The sequence below is a fragment of the Synechococcus sp. OH30 genome, assembly GCF_047462175.1.
In the GTDB taxonomy this organism is placed as follows: domain Bacteria; phylum Cyanobacteriota; class Cyanobacteriia; order Thermostichales; family Thermostichaceae; genus Thermostichus.
In genome coordinates this window covers 156,718-175,007 of the sequence record NZ_JANSIP010000006.1, presented here as the reverse complement: position 1 = coordinate 175,007, position 18,290 = coordinate 156,718, and the positions used below count along the sequence as shown (strand labels likewise).

The following is an 18,290-nucleotide window of genomic DNA, read 5'->3' as shown; positions in this document are numbered from 1 at the left end:
ACTGGTCACTAAAGTGTATTGGGAAGGGCTAGGCTTTGGCATGATTTGCTCCCTAGAAATTGTGAAGCAATACATCCAGAATCAGTCAGAGGGTGCTATCCATCCCCACCGTATAGACGGTGGGGAATTCCGCACCTTACGTTAAGGGCCCTGGATCCTTCCCCAAGAGCTCAGGTTTCCTGTTGTACACTGGGTTCAAGTTGGAAAATGAGGGATCCCCCATGCACTTTCAACCCGACGGCGCTCTGGACGACAGCTTGCCAGGAATAGCTGCAGAGGCGGCGGTTTGGAATGCGCTGCGGCAAGCCCTGGCCTCTGATCCCGGCTACCTCCTCCATCAGTTCAGCATTTATGACCCTCAGGGCCGCCCCAAGGCCAAGCCCGACATTCTCTTGATTCATTTTGAACTGGGCTTTTGGATTTTCGAGTGTAAGGGCTGCAACCTTTACAATATCGAGGCCATCGACGGCAGCGAGTGGCGCATGCGCGAGTGGCATAGGGAAACCGAAACCCCTCTGGCGCAGGCCGATAACCAAATGTTTCAGATTAAGAATTGGCTGCAGCAAAATCTGGAAACTCGGCCTCTCCAAGCGCGCGTTGCCTGGCAATATCGGCTGGCTTTGCCTCGCATTCGGCGACAAGAATGGCAGGAGCGCTTCGGGGATCCCCCTTTTACCGGCGCGCTACTTTTTGCTGACGATTTGGAAAACCCAGAGCAGTTGCGGCAAACTCTGTATGCGGCCAAGCAGGTCAATGGCGCTCCTCTCAACGCCACAGAATGGGAAGTGATCCTCAAAACGTTGGGGATAGGGCTGGGGGATCCCGGCGAAGACCCAGTATATGACTACGATCCGCAGGCGGTGATCCGGCGCGTCCAAGAAGGGATCTTCAAACTCGATGAAGACCAACGCAAAATTGCCACCCAATATCCTGAGGGGCCGCAGCGGTTGCGGGGCCTGGCGGGGACGGGCAAAACCGTAGCCTTGACTCGCAGAGCAGCCAAGATCCACGCTGACCACCCGGATTGGGACATCGCCGTAGTTTTCTACACCCGCTCTCTCTATGAGCAAATTCGCAGGCAAATCTCAGAAGTCTGTCAGAGCAAGTTTGACATCGACCCAAATTGGCAAAAGCTTCAGGTGATGCATGCCTGGGGATCCAAACATCGGCGTGGTTTCTATCGCTTGCTCGCCGAAGAATGTGGCTTGCTGCCCAAAAGCTTGGAGCAGGCAAGGGCAGAGCTGAGGGATAAAAATGACTATACAACGGAGCCCTTTGACTACGTCTGCCAAGAGTTAAAAAAAGAAGCCAAGGAGATCCCTCAACTTTTTGACGCCATCTTGATCGATGAAGGTCAAGATTTGCCGCCCGCCTTTTACCTTTTAGCCTATCAAACTTTACGGGATCCCAAGCGGCTCTACTGGGCCTATGACGAAGCCCAGGGCATTGGCTCGTTGACGGTGCCGGGGGCAGCCGAGCTATTCGGGCGCGACGAGACGGGCAAACCCAAAGTGCGGTTGGGAGGGCGAGCCATCGTACTGCGCCATTGCTACCGCACTCCAAACATCATCCTCATGGCTGCCCATGCCATCAACATGGGTCTTTTGCGTGGAGGCCAGCCTTTGCAGGGGGTTACTCAAAAAGACCAGTGGGAAAACTTGGGTTACGAAGTGGTAGAAGGTGATTTTCGTAAGCCTGGATCCCCAATTACCCTCACCCGCAAGGCTTGCCACCCCGTCGATCAAGAAAGCTTTGAGCCCAAGGTGGATCCCCAGTCGCTGCTGGTCTGGCGTACCTTTCCTTCTGAGGAAGAGGAGCAGAATTGGATTGCCCAACAGATCGAGCGCGACCTGAAGCAGTGGAGTTTTCAGCCGGAAGATCTTCTAGTGACAAGTGTAGCCAGCTTCAGCGCGAACAAACCCTACTGGGAAAGCCTAAAGGCCAGGCTCAAACAAAGAGGAATTAGCGCCCTCATTGCCGGCGAAGATGCCGATCGGGATATTTTCCGCTTGCCGGGGCACGTCACCCTGTCGGGGATCTTCCGGGCCAAGGGCAACGAAGCTTGGAAAGTCTACGTCTGCCAGTTTCAAAACGTCACCGAGCCGGGGCTAAGTGTAGAGGAGCAACTGCGCCGGCGCAATCAAGCTTTTGTGGCCTTGACACGCACCAAGATCTGGTGTGTGGTTACAGGGATCTCCCCCAAAGATCAATTGGCTCCCGCCTTCCAAGAGCTGCGGCAGGCCAAGGAGCAGTACCCCTACCTACGCTTCCCGGCTTTTAACAAGGGATCCCTGCGGCGGCTTCTGGATCTGGAGGCAGAGGGTGCCTAAGAAACTCACAAGCTATCGCTTAAGGTCGGCTCTGTCACTATCCCCTAGGTTGCAAAGGTAGCCAAGGGTGGAGGTGGCGAGAGGCGAAGGCTTTGACAGCCATGGGCAATTGCTTAGCAAAGTTGCAGGAGGTTGTCGGTTGACGAGCTGGATGTACAGTTTGAGCGGAGCCCATCGAGTCTAGTCATTCATAGCGTGATAGGTAGCCACTGCTGATGGCGATACACGGTTTAAGTAGCGGAAGATCCAGTACTTAAAGAGCGTGTCTAGAAAGACTGGAAAGGTAGCGATAAAGCCGTAGATGAAATTGCGGTTTTCAGGCAAGCCCAGGTGCTCGGCCAAACTACTTAACAAGACTTCCCAACCATGGGGAGAGTGGTAGCCAACAAATACATCGGTGAAGAGAATAATGATAAAAGCCTTGGCACTATCGCTCAGGCCATAGATTAGACGATCTAGGAAGGACTTAAGAACCTCAATTTCTTCACGGCCAACAAAGACTAGCCAACCAAATACCGCCAGAGATAGCAGATCAGCCAAGATATTCTTTAGGCCTTCTGAATTCTTACGGCTGTATTTTTGTAATAGCTCCTCTGCTTTCATGGAAAGTCGATCCTTTAGCTCTAAGTCCATATCTTCTGGGGATTGGTGGTGTAAAGCCCGCTCAAACTCTATTTTTTCCCTGAAAAAATCAAACTCTGAAACAGCTCTTTCTTGAAATTCGTAGCTCAAGGCCACGAGAGTAGGCTGCTGAGGCTGCAGCCGATCCACCAATGGCCCAAACAGAAATTGCTTCGAGAGAATCTGGACAAGCAGTGGCAAGATGGCCAGTAGTAACAAGAACCGAACTGCCACCAGTGTTTGTGTGCGTTGGCTGCGGTACTCCTGGACCAGCTCTTCTTCTGCCTGCGAACTTAACTCTCGGAGGATTTGCTTAGCTGTGGACAAAATGGAGCGAGGCAGGAGGGCCGTTTTAGAAGCAACTGGGACCCCGTCATCGGTCAGATTGGTCTGAGCGGGGTTAGTCTTGATGCTTTGAGTTGAAGAGATTGACTCAGCTTGCTCTTGAGGTTTAGGTTGGGTGACGCTGGGCTTGGGTGGAGTGGCAGGGCGCTTGTAGCGAGAGATTACCTGATCGATAAACTCTAGTTTCTCCAAAATTGAAGGATCCCGACTTTGCCGTCTATTTTCAGACTCTTTGCCCCTGTCTTTTACTTCTGCAGGAAAGTGAGGGCTCCTGCCATCTGATTCGGGATCAGGCAGGCGGGAAAAGATACTACTGGCTCTAAATTCTGCTAGACTAAGGTTAATCTGACGCAGGTTCTGGCGCAGTTGGATTTGGAAGTAGTGGCTAGTAACTTGGCCGTGGCTGCCGTTGCTACCGATGGATCCCCCCTGAAAGTAGCGGTCTTCAATGGCTTTGATGCGGAGGGCAGCCTGATAAGCCCGATCAAGAGAGCGAAGGGGAGTATTCGAGATCCACTGGCCGAGGCTGCTCAATACGGATTCCCTCATTGGTGGTTTTTCTCAGGCTTAATCTAAGTCTATTAAATTGTATAGGCAGGGATCTTTGGATTGGAAACGCATCCAAAGGAGCATCGTTCAGGATCCCTTGAAGTGCTTGAGGGCAAAGGCACAGATCTGCAGCAGCCGCAAGCCATCGCGCAGATGGTGGATATTGGAGCGGCCATAGGTTCTGGGGAAATAGCGCACCGGGATGTCCAGGATCTTAAGGGTGCGCTTGGCAGCCCCTAGCAACAGGTCAAAATCGCCGAAGGGATCGAAATTCCCCCACTCTTGCCGCAGCTTGGCAATCTGACAGTAGTCCTCCCGCCAGAGGGCCTTGGTGCCGCAGAGGGTATCTTTGATGCGGATGCCAAGGATGTAGGAAAGAAGAGCGGCAAAAAAGCGGTTGGCCCACTGGTTTAGGCGGGGCATTGCCTCCGGCTTTAGAGGGTAAATCAGCCGGCAGCCATTGGCAAAATCACAGCGCCCGGAGGCCACCGCCCGGAAAAACTTGGGGAGGTCTTCCGCTTGGACAGTTAAGTCGGCATCGAGAATGATTACCACATCGCCGCTGGCTGCAGCAAACGCCTGGCGCACAGCATCTCCTTTGCCCTTCCCCTCCTGTTGCAGGGCGCGGAGGGTGCAGCTCCCCTGGTATTCGGCCTGAGTGCGCTGGATCTCGGCCCAAGTATCGTCGCTAGAGTGCCCCTCCACAAAAATAATCTCAGTGTGGGATCCCATCAGGGGCACCTGCTCCACGCAGCGGCGAATGTTGCCGGCTTCGTTGCGAGCTGGAATGATCACTGTGCAAGAGGGCTGTTCCGCAGGAGGCGGATCCCAGTTGGGATCCGGCTGGAGACGGGCAATGGTGTATTCCGTTAGGCAGAGGGCGTTGATCCCTGGCAAGGGGGCAATCAGGCGGTTAACCAGCGTTGAAAGCAGCGGGATCCGCCGCGGCAACAACAACCGCTTGCCCTGCTGGATAATCTCGTACCCCGCTAGGTGGAGCAAATTGGCTACATCTGCTGCCGAGAGCCAGTTGGCTGCCGGCAGGGGCCTGCGCTGCTTCAGAAGGGTTGCTAGGTTCAAAAGTGGCTCCCAAAGGGGATTGTGGTGGGAAAGAATGAGGCGAGTGCGCGGAGTGCAGAAACAGCGCAACTGCTCAAGAACCTGTTGAATATCCCTCAGGTAACTGAGAGTATTGACAAGCAAAATAGCGTCAAAAGGCTGGGCCAGGACTGGATCCCGCCTGTCCAACTTATGGAGGTCCTGCACGCGAAAGTGGAGGTGGGGAAATTGCTGCTGGGCCTGGGCAATGACCTCTACGTCTTGGTCGATCCCTACCCCGAAACTAGGCTGCAAAGCGTTGAGCAGCGCCCCTGTACCACAGCCAATCTCCAGAATACGGAGACCCGGAGGCAAGAAGAAGCGGTGCAGCCGCTCTAGATCCTCGTAGTAGTAGCGGTTCTTCTGTTGCCAGTAGTAGAGAGAGTAACTAGGGGCTGGCAATAGACTCCTTACCACCTCCGCTGCAGCAGTTTGCTGGCCGTCGAGTACGGGGATCAGCAGGGGGATAATCTTTGGCCAAGGCTTTAGCGGCGACGCACCCTATCTCTGTAGCTAACAATCACGATGGCGCCAAAGAGAAGACCCAGCACTACAGCACCGTATACCAAGCTCCAGAGGAAGCTAGCTAGTGAGGGAGTCATAGGAGAGTTTCCTCCGCGGGCAAACAGGCATTTCCAACTGCTTTTCGATTATACCCAGCTTTCTCCTAGCCATTACGGGCTAGGCTCGGTATTCTAGAGGGACCTCCTCTAGGGTTTGGCTGGTGCCGGCCAAGGGGTTGTCCGGAGTTAAAAAGAGCATACAGTGACATTCTTTCCGCTCCCGCATGGGTACGCAGGGACAGTTCCAATAGCCAGCCTTCACCTCTGCTTCTTTATCTTCGTAGAACCGGCAAGGACAGAGGGGAGCGCCTAGTTGCTCTTTGTGTAGAGCTAGGCCCTCAATTACTGCGGTTGTAATTGTTGGGTCAGAGCAGAAAAAGGTGCCGGTACGTCTAGCGTAGGTTTCTGCGAAATGCCGCATTAGATCGAAGGTTTTCTTCGAAGCCTTGTTGTAGCCACGACTTTGACTTTCCATAACAATTCCCAAGAGTGTAACCAGTTAGCTGCTGTCAGCCATTGGGTCTATCCTGCTCTTCGTTGTACAGCAGCCTTCTGGTCAATACAAACAAAAACGGCCCTACCGTTACACAAGGCAACATTTTGAGACAACTTCAACACATTCTCCTAGAGAAGGCCGACTCTTCAGGGCACCACCAGCACAGGGCAGGGGGAGAGGTCGATGACGCGGTGGCTGACGGATTCGTTTTTCCGGCCTTCGGCTAGGGGATTGCCGCGGGATCCCATCACAATCAGGTTAATCTCTAGCTCGTCTGCCACGTCGCAGATGACAAAAGGAACCTTTCCCTCGCGATACTCGCTCTTGACATTTTGGATGCCGATCTGCTGGAGACCAGTCTCAGCCTGCTTGAGCAAGTTGTGGATACTTTGGCGGGCTTGCTCGACTTGCTCAGGGGTTAGTTCTGTAGTGTCTAGGACGGAGAGCAGATATACCTGGCTCTTGTAGCGCTGCGCTATGTCGGCCACCAGTGGCAGGGCGTGGCTGGTCTCCCGCGAGTTGTCGATGGGAAAGAGTACTTTTTCAAACATAACTACAGACCCCCCTTCCCCCTAGCTTCTCTCTGGGGCCGGAACACCTTACCTAATTCTACTTCCACTGGGGAGCTGGGTGGCCTCTTTCTTAGAGAGCCAGGCGGGATCCCTGGCGCTCCACCAGCCTGGGCCGAGTCAGCCGTTAAAGTTTTCCGGAAGCCAAAGGGATCCGGGGGCGAAAATCCACTACTCTATTGGCGATCTGACCTTGGCCAGAGCTGTCTAATTGAGGTGCAACTGTGGAAACGGCCATCGAGTGGATTACCGCCCATGAGATCCTCGACTCACGGGGGCAACCGACCTTAGAGGCGTTGGTGGGCTTAGCCAATGGGGCCACCGGCCTGGCCCAGGTGCCCAGTGGCGCTTCGACCGGCACTTTTGAGGCCCACGAGCTGCGAGACGGGGATCCCAAGCGCTACGGCGGCAGGGGTGTGCTGAGGGCGGTGGAAAACATTCTTGGCCCCATCCAGTCGGAGCTACAGGGAGAAGATGCCCTCAACCAGGCCCGCATCGACCAGTTGATGATTGATCTGGATGGCACCCCCAACAAGTCGCAACTGGGAGCCAACGCCATCTTGGCGGTCTCTTTGGCCACGGCTAAGGCGGCTGCTAGTGCAGTGGGTCTGCCCTTGTACAGGTACCTGGGTGGACCCTTTGCCAACCTGCTGCCGGTACCCCTCATGAATGTGCTCAATGGCGGTGCCCACGCCGATAACAACCTCGATATCCAAGAGTTCATGCTGGTGCCTAGCGGGGCACCCAGCTTTCGCGAGGCGCTGCGCTATGGGGCGGAGGTGTTTGCAGCGCTCAAACAACTGCTGCGGCAGAAGGGGCTGTCCACGGGGGTGGGGGACGAAGGCGGGTTTGCCCCCGATCTCCCCTCCAACGTAGCGGCTTTGGATCTGTTGATGACGGCTATTGAACGGGCGGGCTACAAGCCGGGGGAAGACATTGCCTTGGCCTTGGACGTGGCCGCCAACGAGCTGCTGCAGGATGGACAGTACCACTTTGAGGGCAAAGCCCGCAGCGCTGAGCAGATGGTGGACTACTACGAACAACTGCTGGCCAACTACCCCATCGTCTCTCTAGAGGATGGGCTGGCGGAGGAAGATTGGGCCGGCTGGCAGGCCATGACCGCTCGGCTGGGATCGCGGGTGCAACTGGTGGGGGACGACCTGTTTGTAACCAACCCAGCCCGGCTGCAGAAAGGCATCGACAGCGGCGCCGCCAACGCCATTTTGATCAAGCTCAACCAGATTGGCACGCTGACGGAGACCGTCTCAACCGTGCAACTGGCCGTTCAGGCCGGCTTTCGCACCATCATCAGCCACCGCTCCGGCGAAACAGAAGACACCACCATCGCCGACCTGGCGGTGGCTACCCGCGCCGGCCAGATCAAGACCGGATCCCTCTGCCGCAGCGAGCGCATTGCCAAGTACAACCAACTGCTCCGCATCGAAGACGAGCTGGGGGAAGCAGCCGTTTATGCCGGTCGGGTGGGCTTGGGGCCTAGGGCTGTGCCGGCGCAGCATCGCTAGTCTGTCTGGATTCCCAGCACCTGCACCAAAAAGGCCCAGCGGTCGGCGGTCTCTTCAATGAGCTTGCTGGTGGGCTTGCCAGCCCCATGGCCGGCTTTGGTGTCGATGCGAATGAGGATGGGCTGGGATCCCCCCTGGGCCGCCTGCAGGGCAGCAGCAAACTTAAAGCTGTGGGCCGGCACCACCCGGTCGTCGTGATCCGCGGTGGTGATCAGGGTGGCGGGATAGGCGGTGCCGGGTTTGAGGTTGTGCAGGGGGGAATAGGCGTAGAGGGCCTTGAATTCCTCGGGGTTGTCCGGGGATCCGTACTCCGAGACCCAGGCCCAGCCAATGGTGAACTTATGAAAGCGCAGCATGTCGAACACCCCCACAGCGGGCAGGGCTGCGGCAAAGAGATCCGGCCTTTGGGTCAGGCAGGCCCCCACCAAGAGGCCGCCGTTGCTGCCGCCGGCGATGGCCAACTTGGAGGGATTGGTGTAGCCATGGGCGATTAGCCACTCAGCCGCGGCAATGAAGTCGTCAAAGACCTTTTGCTTGTTGAGCTTGGTGCCCGCCTGGTGCCAGGCTTCCCCATATTCGCCGCCGCCGCGCAAATTGGGCTGGGCGTAAACCCCTCCCATCTCCAACCAGGCCACCAGGCCCACCGAGAAGCTGGGGGTTAGAGAGATGCCGAAGCCGCCGTAGCCGTACAGCAGGGTGGGGTGATCCCCTGTCCGCGCTAGGCCGCGGCGGTGGACAAGGAACATGGGAATGCGGGTGCCGTCTTTGCTGGCGTAGAACACCTGCTGCACCTCATAGGCGTGGGGATCGAAATCCACCTGGGGCTGGCGAAAGAGGGTGCTCCTGCCAGTGGTGAAGTCGTAGCGGTAGATGGTGGGCGGGGTGGTGAAGCTGGTGAAGGTGTAGAAGGTCTCAGTGTCGTAGCGCTTGCCAGCAAAGCCGCTGGCGGATCCCAGCCCTGGCAGGGGGATTTCCCCCAGGTAGGTGCCGTCTAGGGCAAAGGTCTTGATCTGGGTGTGGGCGTCTTTGAGGTAGAAGGCAACAAATTGATTGTGGATGAGGCTAACCCCTTGCAGGGTCTCCTCAGCCTCAGGGATCACCTCTTGCAGGTGCCCTGGGTTGTCGAGATCAAGGGCCACCAGTCGCCGCCGCGGAGCCTGGAAGTCCGTCAGCAGCCAAAAGCGGGAGCCGTCGTTGCCAACAAAGCTGTACTCGGCCTGGAACTCGCAAATGAGCTCCACCACCGGCGAGTTGGGATCCCGTAGGTCTTTGTAGAAGAGGAGGTTTTTGGGATCCGTGCCCCGCCAGACGGAGATGATGAGGTAGTTGCCATCTTCGGTAACCCCGCCAGCAAAGCCCCACTCTTTTTGGTCGGGGCGGTGATAGATCAAGACGTCTTCCGATTGGGGGGTGCCGAGGCGGTGGTAGTAGAGCTTTTGGAAGTAGTTGGTACTTTCGTACTCGCTGCCGGGGGGTGGCTCGTCGTAGCGGCTGTAGAAAAATCCCTGCCCATCCAGTGTCCAGCTGGCCCCAGAGAACTTAATCCAGCGCAGGTGATCCGGCAGGTCTTCTCCAGTTTCGATGTCCCGCACCTTCCACTCCTGCCAGTCGGAGCCGGAGCGGGAGAGGCCATAGGCTAGGTAGCGCCCGTCGCGGCTGATGGCAATGCCTGAGAGGGCTACAGTGCCGTCTTCCGAAAACGTGTTGGGATCCAGCAAAACCCGGGCTTCGCCCTCCAGGCTCTCTTGCGTATAGAGAACGCTCTGGTTTTGCAGGCCGTCGTTTTTGAAGTAGAAGTAGCGGCCGCCCTCTTTGAAGGGCTGGCTGTATTTTTCGTAGTCCCAAAGTTGCCTCAGGCGCTGCAGGAGCCGCTGTCGCGCCGGGATGCGTTGCAAGTAGTCAAAAGTTAGCCGGTTTTGCGCCTCGATCCAGGCCCGCGTCTGCTCAGAATCCAGATCCTCCAGCCAGCGATAGGGATCCGGCACCGGCTGCCCATGGTAGACATCGACAACGGTGGGATCCGGATGGCTAGGCGGGTAGTGAAGCATAGGGACGGAGCAACAAAGGGTTAATTCCACTATGGCAGAGAAGCCCAAGACCTTGACCCCTAGGGGGGCAAGCCCCGCTATAGTAGAAGCCAAGTTATAGAGTGGGTTCCGTGCTTTCCCCTCCAGTTAGACGGATTGGCGCCTATCCCTGTGGCCAGGACCACTACCGCTTCTCGGTGTGGGCGCCCTTAGTCGAACACGTGGAGCTCAAAATCATCAGCCCTTTCCAACAGGTCATCCCTCTGGCCCAAGATGAGCAGGGCTACTGGCAGGGTGAAGTGGAGGGGATCCCGCCGGGGCCAGTGGACTACCTCTACCGCCTACACACCTCAGGGGGGGTGGTGGAGCGGCCGGATCCGGCTTCCCGCTGCCAGCCCTACGGCGTCCATGGCCCTTCGCGGGTGGTGGATCCCCACTTCGACTGGCAGGATCAAGCCTGGAAGGGGATCCCGCTCTCCCAGTGGATCCTCTACGAGCTGCATGTAGGCACCTTTACCCCGGAGGGCACCTTTGCCGCCCTGATCCCCCGCCTGCCGCAACTGGTGGAGCTGGGGGTCAACGTGCTGGAGCTCATGCCGGTGGCCCAGTTTCCGGGGGAGCGCAACTGGGGCTATGACGGCGTCTACCCCTATGCCGTGCAGGTTAGCTATGGAGGAGCAGCGGGCCTGAAGGCGCTGGTCAATGCCTGCCACCAGCAGGGCTTGGCTGTCATTTTGGATGTGGTCTACAACCACCTGGGGCCGGAGGGGAACTACCTGCGGGACTTTGGCCCCTACTTTACCGACAAGTACCGCACCCCTTGGGGGGAGGCCCTCAACTTCGACGACCGCTATTCCGACGGCGTGCGGGAGTTTTTCCTGCAAAATGCCGAATACTGGCTAGAGGAGTTTCACCTAGACGGCCTGCGGCTGGACGCCGTGCATGCCATCTACGACTTCAGCGCCCACCCCTTTTTGCAGGAATTGGCAGAGCGGGTGGAGGCCCTGGAGGCGCGCACGGGCTGGCCCAGGGTTCTGGTAGCCGAAAGCGACCTCAACGACGTCCGCCTCATTACCCCCCGCGAGCAAGGGGGCTACGGCCTAGATGCCCAGTGGTGCGACGATTTCCATCACTCAGTTCACACCCTGCTTACTGGAGAAAAGACAGGCTACTACCAGGACTTTGGCCAATTGGAGCACCTGGCCAAGTCCTACCGCGAGAGCTACGTCTATTCCGGCCAGTACTCCCGCTACCGGGCCCGCCGCCACGGCAATTCCGCTCTCGCTAGGCCAGGCTCCCAGTTTGTAATCTGCATCCAAAACCACGACCAGGTGGGCAATCGCCGGCTGGGGGAACGCCTCAGCCAGCTCACCTCCTTCGCTGGCCTGAAGTTGGCCGCCGCTGCTCTGCTGCTGGCTCCCATGCTGCCACTGCTGTTTATGGGGGAAGAGTATGGGGAGGTGGCCCCGTTTCTCTACTTCATTAGCCACGGGGATCCCGACCTGGTGGAAGCGGTGCGCCAGGGACGCCGCCGCGAGTTCAGCGCCTTTGCCTGGCAGGGGGAGGTACCGGACCCGCAAGCGGAAGAGACCTTCCTGCGCTCGAAGCTCAACTGGGAACTGGCCACTGCTGGCCACCACCAGGTCTTGCGGCGGTGGTACCAAACCCTCATTCACCTGCGCAAGACCCTGCCGCCGCTGCAAAACCTGGAGCGGAGTTCGGTGGGGGTGGAGCTGTTTGCTCCAAGCGGCCTGGCCCTGCACCGCCAGCAGGGATCCCAAGCCGTTCTGGCCCTGTTTAACTTCAGCTCCGACCAAGCAGCCACCTACGCCCCATGGCCCAACGGCCGGTGGGAGAAGCTTCTAGATAGCGGCGACGCCAAGTGGCTGGGCCAGGGATCCTCCCTGCCGGCAAAAAACCAAGGGGATCCCGTTGAGGTGCCGCCCTATGGGGTGGTGGTCTACAGCCAGTAATCCCGACCGCAGCCGTAGCGCCAGGCCTCGCGCCGCCGGTTCCAGAAGTAGTCTTGCGGGGCCCCTTCCAGGCGGTCGGCTAGCCTTTGCAGGAGCTCGTAGAGGCCAAGGGTGGCAAAGTGGCCCGCCCAGGCCACCAGCTCCGGCAGCCCTAGCCGGGGCAAAAGCGCGGCCACCAGGGCTGGATCTTGCCTCATCACCCCCCACAGTGCCTGGGCCAAGCCGCCAAACTGCACCACATCCTGCAAAAAGGGCCGCACCACCTGGGGGCCGGCGGCAACCATGGCTGCAAACACTCTGCTCAACAGGCGGTTAATGCTGTTGGGATCCCAGTTTTTCTCTCCCAAGGGAGGGATCATCGCCTTTTGAAAAAGCCAGGTTACCGCCAAATTGGGCTGGTAGGGCTGCAGCAGGGCCAGGGCCGCCTGCTCCAACTGCCGCTGCACCAGCGCCTCGTGGATCCCCTGCTGCAGGCGATCCAGATGGCGCAACATCGCCCCAAAGCCGCCAAAGCTCAAAGGCGACTGGCTGCCGCTGCTGTCTCCTACCGCCAAAAGGCGATTCCAGGGCAGTTGTAGCGGGCTGCGGCGGTAGGCGGGGAAGACGCCACACAGCTTGCGCACCCAGCGGATCTGGGCCAGCTCGGCCCCCTGGTAGGCAGGGAGCAGCCGGCAGTAGTCCTGCCAGAGCTTCTCCAAACTGGGTCGGCGGGGATCCCGGTCGCAGTAGGTAAAGAGATAGGTGGTGCGGCCATCGCGGGCGGGGAAAGCCTCCCAAAAGGGCTGGTAGCCCTCCTGGGCGGGGGTAAAGCTGTAGAACAGATCCCCAGTGGGTTGCTCCGGCAGCCCCTGGGCGCAGGATCCCACCACCAGACAGACACTGTCCGGCGGCTGCCCTTGGCGGGCCTGGGCCGCAATGGGGGAGCGGTGCCCCATGGCATCCAGCAGCAGTTGGGCGCTGAGCTGGCCGGTGGTGGTCTGGATGCGGATCCCATCGGGGTGGACCGTGGCGCCTAGAAACCCGGTCTGCTCCCACACTTGGCCCCCCCAGGCCAGGAAATGCTGCTTGAGGAACTCCAGCAAGCTGACCGGATCCACGCCTACGTTCAGTACCCCTTCCACCCACCAGGTGGGGCCCTCCCCAAAGCCGATGCGGCCGCGGGGGTAGTGGGTCACCTGCACCGCCTCCCACTCGGCCGGCGTCAGCAGCTCCAGCTCCAGCAGCACCTGCAGCTCCTGCCGGGAGGTGTTCCACTCCTGCTCCCGCCCCCGCAGGCTCCCCCGCTCGATGAGGATCACCCGCCAGCCCCGCTTGGCCAAAGCTGCCCCCAGGAGAATCCCCAGGGTGCCGCCGGCAATCACCACATCGGCATCCCGGCTGCCCAGGCGCTCAGAACAGCGGTGCACCACCGCCGGAGGCAACACCGTTGGCCCCTGCCGCAGGGATCCCCACCAGGCCTCCAAGGCAGGCAGAGCTTCAGGGGGGGAGAGGAGTTCAGCCATGGTGATTTCCTCCAGGCTAGACCAACCCGCGGCTGTGGAGGCGACGGTGGATTAAAACCAACGTATCCGCCTCGCCCACGTTGCCCGGAAACAGCACCACCGGCAGGTTGGGAAAGCGGGGGTGATCCGCCGGCGTGAGCACCATGGAGATCCCTGGGTAGATCTGCCCCAGCAGCCGCACGGCCGGCAGATTGAGGCCGAGGCTGAGGGTGTCGTTGGAGGTGATGCCGCCCTTGCTGACGAGGTAGCCAATCCCCTCCGGCAGCCCCTGCACAATGGCCACCAACAAACGAGAAACCCTCTGCCCAAAGGCCAGGCGAGCCTCTGGGGTGGCACCGTCGAACCTCACTTCTTCTCGGCTGGTGTAGACCACCGGCGTCAGGCCCTGCTCGTAGGCGCGCTGGACTTGGCTCAAGAGGGCCGGCAGCAGCTCCGCTTCCCGCCCCGGTTCCAACAGGCGCTTTACCTCCACCTCGATGCCCTGGATCCCTGGCTCCTGCAACAGGCGGGCCAACTGCTGGCTGGACTTTTGCACATGGGATCCCACGATCACCACCCCTGGCCGGTCGGAGCGGACAAACTGCCCCATCTGCTCTGGCGGAACCGGCTGCGGCGGCAACTGGGCTAGAGCCGTCAAGAGGCTGGCGGCACTGCGGAACAAAAAGCGCTTCCCCTGCTCCAGAGCCGCCCAAACGTCTTGGGCAAAACGGTCCAGATCCGCTTGAGTTTCTCCATCCACCACACAGCAGACATTCCCCTCTAGACCCAAAAGCTGCTCCAGACAGCCGGCGCGGATCTGCTCCAGCGTCAATCGCACCACCTGCTCAGCCCGGATCCGCCCCTGGGTTTTCTCCTGCACATAGTCGGGCAAATAGCTGTGGTGGTAGCCGAACACCGCATCGCGGGCAAACTCCGTTTCATGCACCGGCACCCAGCGGCCCTCCACCCGCAGGTAGTGGACGCTGTTGCGGGTGATGCGCCCTCCCTCAAAAAAAGCCGGCACCAGAAAATGGGCATCGAAAGGCCCCAGCTCCGCCGCCATGACATCGGTTTCCAAGGGGTAGTGCCCGCGCAGCGTCGAGTCGGAGCGGCTGACGAAGAGAGCCCGCTCCCACCCCAGCTCCCCCATGGCCTGCTTGAGGGCCCGGCAGACCGACCGCGTCACCTCGGCAGCCTTGGCCGGCGGCAGAGAGCGCGTGTTGGTGAGGATGAAGCGAATTGGCGAGCTATCCTGCAGCCCTAGCTTGAGCGTTTCCGCATCCCAGCGGGTCAGCAGCAGGCAACTGTGCACAGTCTGGGATCCGGTGGGATCATCATCCAGCACGACAATGGGGGGACGAGTCATCGGAGTCTCTCAGTCGAGAACAACAGCACAGCCCTCCGCCTCCAGACGGAGACAGCCTTGCAACCCCCCCACCCGCCTGCAACTTCTCTCCCAAGTTGGCTGCTCCCGCGATCCCTGCTCTGTTTTTTCTCTAACTTTTTCAATTTTTTTCCAGTCTAAAAGAATTTGCCATGATCGAGATCTAGGGGTGAAATCCACGGGCTTTGGGCGCTGCCAACGGCAGCAGCCCTCCTCTCCCATCTCCATCCATGGGGCAAGCTGAGCTGCAACTTCAGATCAAGCGGATCCAGCAGGACGTACTGCGCATGGGGGCGCTGGCGGAAAAATCGCTGATCTTGGCCCAGCAGGCCCTGTTTGAACAGAACTTGGCCGCCGCCGAACAGGCCATTGCCCAAGACAAGCAGATCGATCGCTTCTATCGCCAGATTGAGAAAGACTGTATTGACCTCATTGCCTTGCGCTCACCGGTGGCGCGGGATCTGCGCTGGATTAGCACCCTGATGCAACTGGTGCGGGACCTGGAGCGAATTGGCGACTACGCCAAAGACCTGGCCGAGGTGGCCCTGCGCCTAGCTCTCTACCCGCCGCCGCCGGAGCTAGGCCGCATTCGCGTCATGATGCAGCGCTGCCAGAGAATGCTCAGCCATAGCCTGGCGGCCCTGACGGAGTTGGATGCCGACCTGGGCCGGCAACTGAAGCGGGAAGATGACGCCGTTGATGAAGACTACACCAACCTCTACAATACGTTGGCGCAGCAGTCTGACATCAGGGGATCGATCGAGCCTATCCTGTTGATGTTGCTGGCAATCCGCTACCTAGAGCGTCTGGCCGACCACTGCACCAATATTGGTCAGCGCGTGGCTTTTATCGTTACCGGCCATCGCGACTAACGCCGACGGGTTGGCTCTTGTGATGTCTTGCCTCCCTTTTGCTAATACCCCCGATGGACTTCTCGCGGATTTTTCATCATTTTCTCTCTCAACCTGCCGAGCAATGGACCGACAAGGATACGTTGCTGGCTCTCTTGCCGTCCTCTGATCCGGAAGCGCCGGAAATGCTCGAGATTGCCCTAGACGGCCTAGTGCGGGCGGGGTTTCTCGAACAGACAGGGGATCCGCCCCGCTATCGGCGTAAGCCGGATGAATCTTTGGTAGTAGGGCGCCTGCGCTGTTCCAGCAAGGGCTTTTGCTTTGCCGTTCGGGATGAGCCGGGGGCAGAGGATGTGTACATCCACGGCAGCAACCTCAGCGGCGCCTGGAACGGGGATCAGGTGGTGGTGCGGATCACCAAACCAGGCAATCGCCGCCGCAGCCCGGAGGGGGAGGTAGTAGCTGTGGTGGAACGGGCCAATCGCACGCTGGTGGGCCGCCTCAAGCAGACGGAGGAAGGTTTCCGGGTAGTGCCGCTAGATGATCGGCTGCTGTTCGAGCTGGCTCTAAGCGAGCCGCGCCCTTCCGCATCAGGGCTGGCAGAAGGTCAGGTGGCCTATGTGGAAGTGGAGCGCTACCCCCTGGGGGATTTGCCCCCCCTGGGCAGGGTTCGCAAGATCTTGGGCCATGGGCCGGAGGCCTCCATCGATGTGGATTTGGTCTGCTGCAAATACGACCTGCCGCAGGAGTTTCCTCCAGCCGTGCTAGAGGCGGCGGCAACTCTGCCCAAAAAGCTGAGCCGCTCCGACCAAAAGGGCCGTCGCGATCTGCGGGATTGGTTTTGCATCACCCTGGAGCCGCTAGACTTGCAGCACCCCCACGGCCTCGAGCCCAACGTGGCTGTTTCCTTGCAGCGGCAAGAAGAGGACAGTTGGCTGCTAGGGATCCACATTGCCGACGTGGCCTACTGGCTGGATCCGGATCACCCGCTGGAGCAGGAGGCCCAGCGGCGCACTGCCACCGTTTACCTGGATAGTGCGGTGCTGCCGCTTTTCCCGCCGGAAGTCCACAACCGCCTAGCTCTGTTACCGCACCAGGAGCGCTTGGCCTATTCGTTGCTGTTGACCCTCGACGCTGAGGGAGTGGTGCGGAGCTTCGAGATCCACCCCAGTCTGGTGCGAACGCGGGCTCACCTCTCCTACGGCCAGGTGCAGGCTCTCCTAGCCACCGCCGCGGATCTGGACCCCGATGAGAAAGTGCCAGAGTTGATGGTCCTGCTGCAGAACCTGCTCCGCCTCAGCCAAGTCCTGCGGGTTAGGCGCCACCAGGCAGGCGGGTTTGACCTGCCCCTGCTGGATTTGCTTACCCCCTACTCTGCCGATGAAAGCGGCTATGGGCCCCTGCTCATTAGCGATCGCCTGGGCGCCCACGCCCTCATGACGGAGGTGCTGCTGCTGGCCAACCAAACCCTGGGCCACCACCTGCGCCAATTGGGGATCCCTTCTTTAGCTCGCGTGCAGCCGCCCCCTACCGCCGAGGCCCTGCAAAACTTTTTGCGCCTGGCCAACGCCATGAAGCTGGATCTGCATTTGCAGGATCCGGAAGCCGTAAGCTTGGCTGATTGGCAGCGAATTTGTGTTCGCATTACCGCTCCTGACGTGCTGGCTTCGGGGAATAGTCCAGCCTTGGTGGCCCAGTTGTTATCAACTTTGCCCCCCGTCGAGTATCGCCTCCAGCCTCTGCAGGAACCCCTGGGGCACTTCGGCCTTGGCCTCCTAGAGCCCTATGCCACCTTTACCGCCCCCTTGCGCCGCTATGCTGACCTGCTCAACTTGCGGGCTCTGGATCTGGCCCTGCGCAAAGGGCGCAATCGGCGTAGCCCCCGCTCCAAAACCGTGGTGGATCTGCACGGCCCCAGCGGCTACGGCCACATCGACTGGCAGGTATTGCCGCCAAAAGTGCATGAGGAGTGGCAGGCCTTTCTCCAGGCGCAACTGCCCAAGATCCAGGCGGGGTATCAGCTCCATCAACAGGCAGAGCGGGAGCTGATGGGCTTGAAGCGGTGCGAGTTCCTGCAGAAACACCTGGGGGAGACCTTCCCCGGCCTGATTGTCAGCGTCCAGAACTACGGCTTTTTCGTGCTGGTGGACCCGATTTTGGCAGAAGGGCTGGTGCGGGTGAGCACGCTGAAAAACGATTGGTACGAATACCGCAAACAAGCCCTGGTGGGGCGAAAAACCCGACGCCAGTTCCGCCTGGGGGATCGGGTGGAGGTGCAGGTTAAGAACGTGGATTACTACCGCCAGCAAATTGACCTGGCGGTGATTGGTGAGGGCCGCCCCTCCGAAGAGGAGGAATAAGGCGGGGATCCACCCATCAATTGTGGGGGGAGAGGACGGTTGTTGCGAACTCTGGCGCTGGCAAAATAGGCGATACCTGGCTATAGGAGGCCAGGAGGGCTTCCTCAATTCGGCAGCAAG

13 protein-coding genes are annotated in these 18,290 nt (G+C 59.4%); 5 read left to right on the top strand and 8 right to left on the bottom strand.

Annotation, left to right across the window (positions count from 1 at the left end; translation table 11 throughout):
* Positions 1–221 precede the first annotated feature (221 nt).
* Complete coding sequence (locus NW830_RS08740; protein WP_414361538.1) at positions 222–2,330, top strand: DEAD/DEAH box helicase; 2,109 nt, start codon at positions 222–224, stop codon at positions 2,328–2,330.
* Between the two features lie 180 nt (positions 2,331–2,510).
* Here the strand turns inward: NW830_RS08740 and pxcA are convergent, their stop codons facing one another.
* From pxcA to NW830_RS08715, 5 genes are all read right to left on the bottom strand, one after another.
* Entirely contained in the window at positions 2,511–3,845 is a 1,335-nt protein-coding gene (pxcA, locus tag NW830_RS08735; RefSeq protein ID WP_414361540.1) for a proton extrusion protein PcxA, read from the bottom strand.
* Positions 3,846–3,932: 87 nt separating this feature from the next.
* Positions 3,933–5,345: a glycosyltransferase gene (locus NW830_RS08730; protein ID WP_414361542.1), complete on the bottom strand. Its 1,413-nt coding sequence runs from the start codon at positions 5,343–5,345 to the stop codon at positions 3,933–3,935.
* Positions 5,346–5,428: 83 nt separating this feature from the next.
* Complete coding sequence (locus NW830_RS08725; RefSeq protein ID WP_414361544.1) at positions 5,429–5,545, bottom strand: photosystem II reaction center X protein; 117 nt, start codon at positions 5,543–5,545, stop codon at positions 5,429–5,431.
* Positions 5,546–5,624: 79 nt separating this feature from the next.
* The gene (locus tag NW830_RS08720) at positions 5,625–5,981 is read right to left on the bottom strand and encodes a ferredoxin-thioredoxin reductase catalytic domain-containing protein (RefSeq protein ID WP_414361546.1); all 357 of its coding nucleotides are present in this window, start codon (positions 5,979–5,981) and stop codon (positions 5,625–5,627) included.
* 167 nt (positions 5,982–6,148) lie between these two features.
* Positions 6,149–6,553, bottom strand: coding sequence for a universal stress protein (locus NW830_RS08715; RefSeq protein WP_414361547.1), 405 nt, complete (start codon positions 6,551–6,553; stop codon positions 6,149–6,151).
* 242 nt (positions 6,554–6,795) lie between these two features.
* Here NW830_RS08715 and eno point away from each other — a divergent pair, with 242 nt between their 5' ends.
* Positions 6,796–8,094 carry a phosphopyruvate hydratase gene (gene eno / locus NW830_RS08710; RefSeq protein WP_414361549.1) on the top strand — a complete coding sequence of 433 codons (1,299 nt, stop codon included), beginning with the start codon at positions 6,796–6,798 and terminating at the stop codon, positions 8,092–8,094.
* Here the strand turns inward: eno and NW830_RS08705 are convergent.
* A complete protein-coding gene (locus NW830_RS08705; RefSeq protein ID WP_414361550.1) occupies positions 8,091–10,142 on the bottom strand; it encodes a prolyl oligopeptidase family serine peptidase in 2,052 nt (683 codons plus the stop codon). The genes eno and NW830_RS08705 overlap by 4 nt on opposite strands.
* 110 nt (positions 10,143–10,252) lie before the next feature.
* On the opposite strand from NW830_RS08705, the gene treZ reads away from it, so the two are divergent.
* On the top strand, positions 10,253–12,094 hold the full coding sequence (treZ, locus tag NW830_RS08700) for a malto-oligosyltrehalose trehalohydrolase (protein WP_414361551.1): 1,842 nt from the start codon (positions 10,253–10,255) through the stop codon (positions 12,092–12,094).
* Here the strand turns inward: treZ and NW830_RS08695 are convergent.
* A complete protein-coding gene (locus NW830_RS08695; RefSeq protein ID WP_414361553.1) occupies positions 12,082–13,596 on the bottom strand; it encodes an FAD-binding oxidoreductase in 1,515 nt (504 codons plus the stop codon). The two genes, treZ and NW830_RS08695, sit on opposite strands and share 13 nt — an antisense overlap.
* 16 nt (positions 13,597–13,612) lie before the next feature.
* The gene (locus tag NW830_RS08690; RefSeq protein WP_414361555.1) at positions 13,613–14,941 is read right to left on the bottom strand and encodes a four-carbon acid sugar kinase family protein; all 1,329 of its coding nucleotides are present in this window, start codon (positions 14,939–14,941) and stop codon (positions 13,613–13,615) included.
* A 248-nt stretch (positions 14,942–15,189) separates the two neighbouring features.
* On the opposite strand from NW830_RS08690, the gene phoU reads away from it, so the two are divergent.
* Together phoU and NW830_RS08680 are read left to right on the top strand one after the other, a co-directional pair.
* A complete protein-coding gene (phoU, locus tag NW830_RS08685) occupies positions 15,190–15,831 on the top strand; it encodes a phosphate signaling complex protein PhoU (RefSeq protein WP_414361557.1) in 642 nt (213 codons plus the stop codon).
* A gap of 53 nt (positions 15,832–15,884) precedes the next feature.
* Complete coding sequence (locus tag NW830_RS08680) at positions 15,885–18,170, top strand: ribonuclease R family protein (RefSeq protein WP_414361558.1); 2,286 nt, start codon at positions 15,885–15,887, stop codon at positions 18,168–18,170.
* The last annotated feature ends 120 nt before the right edge of the window (positions 18,171–18,290 follow it).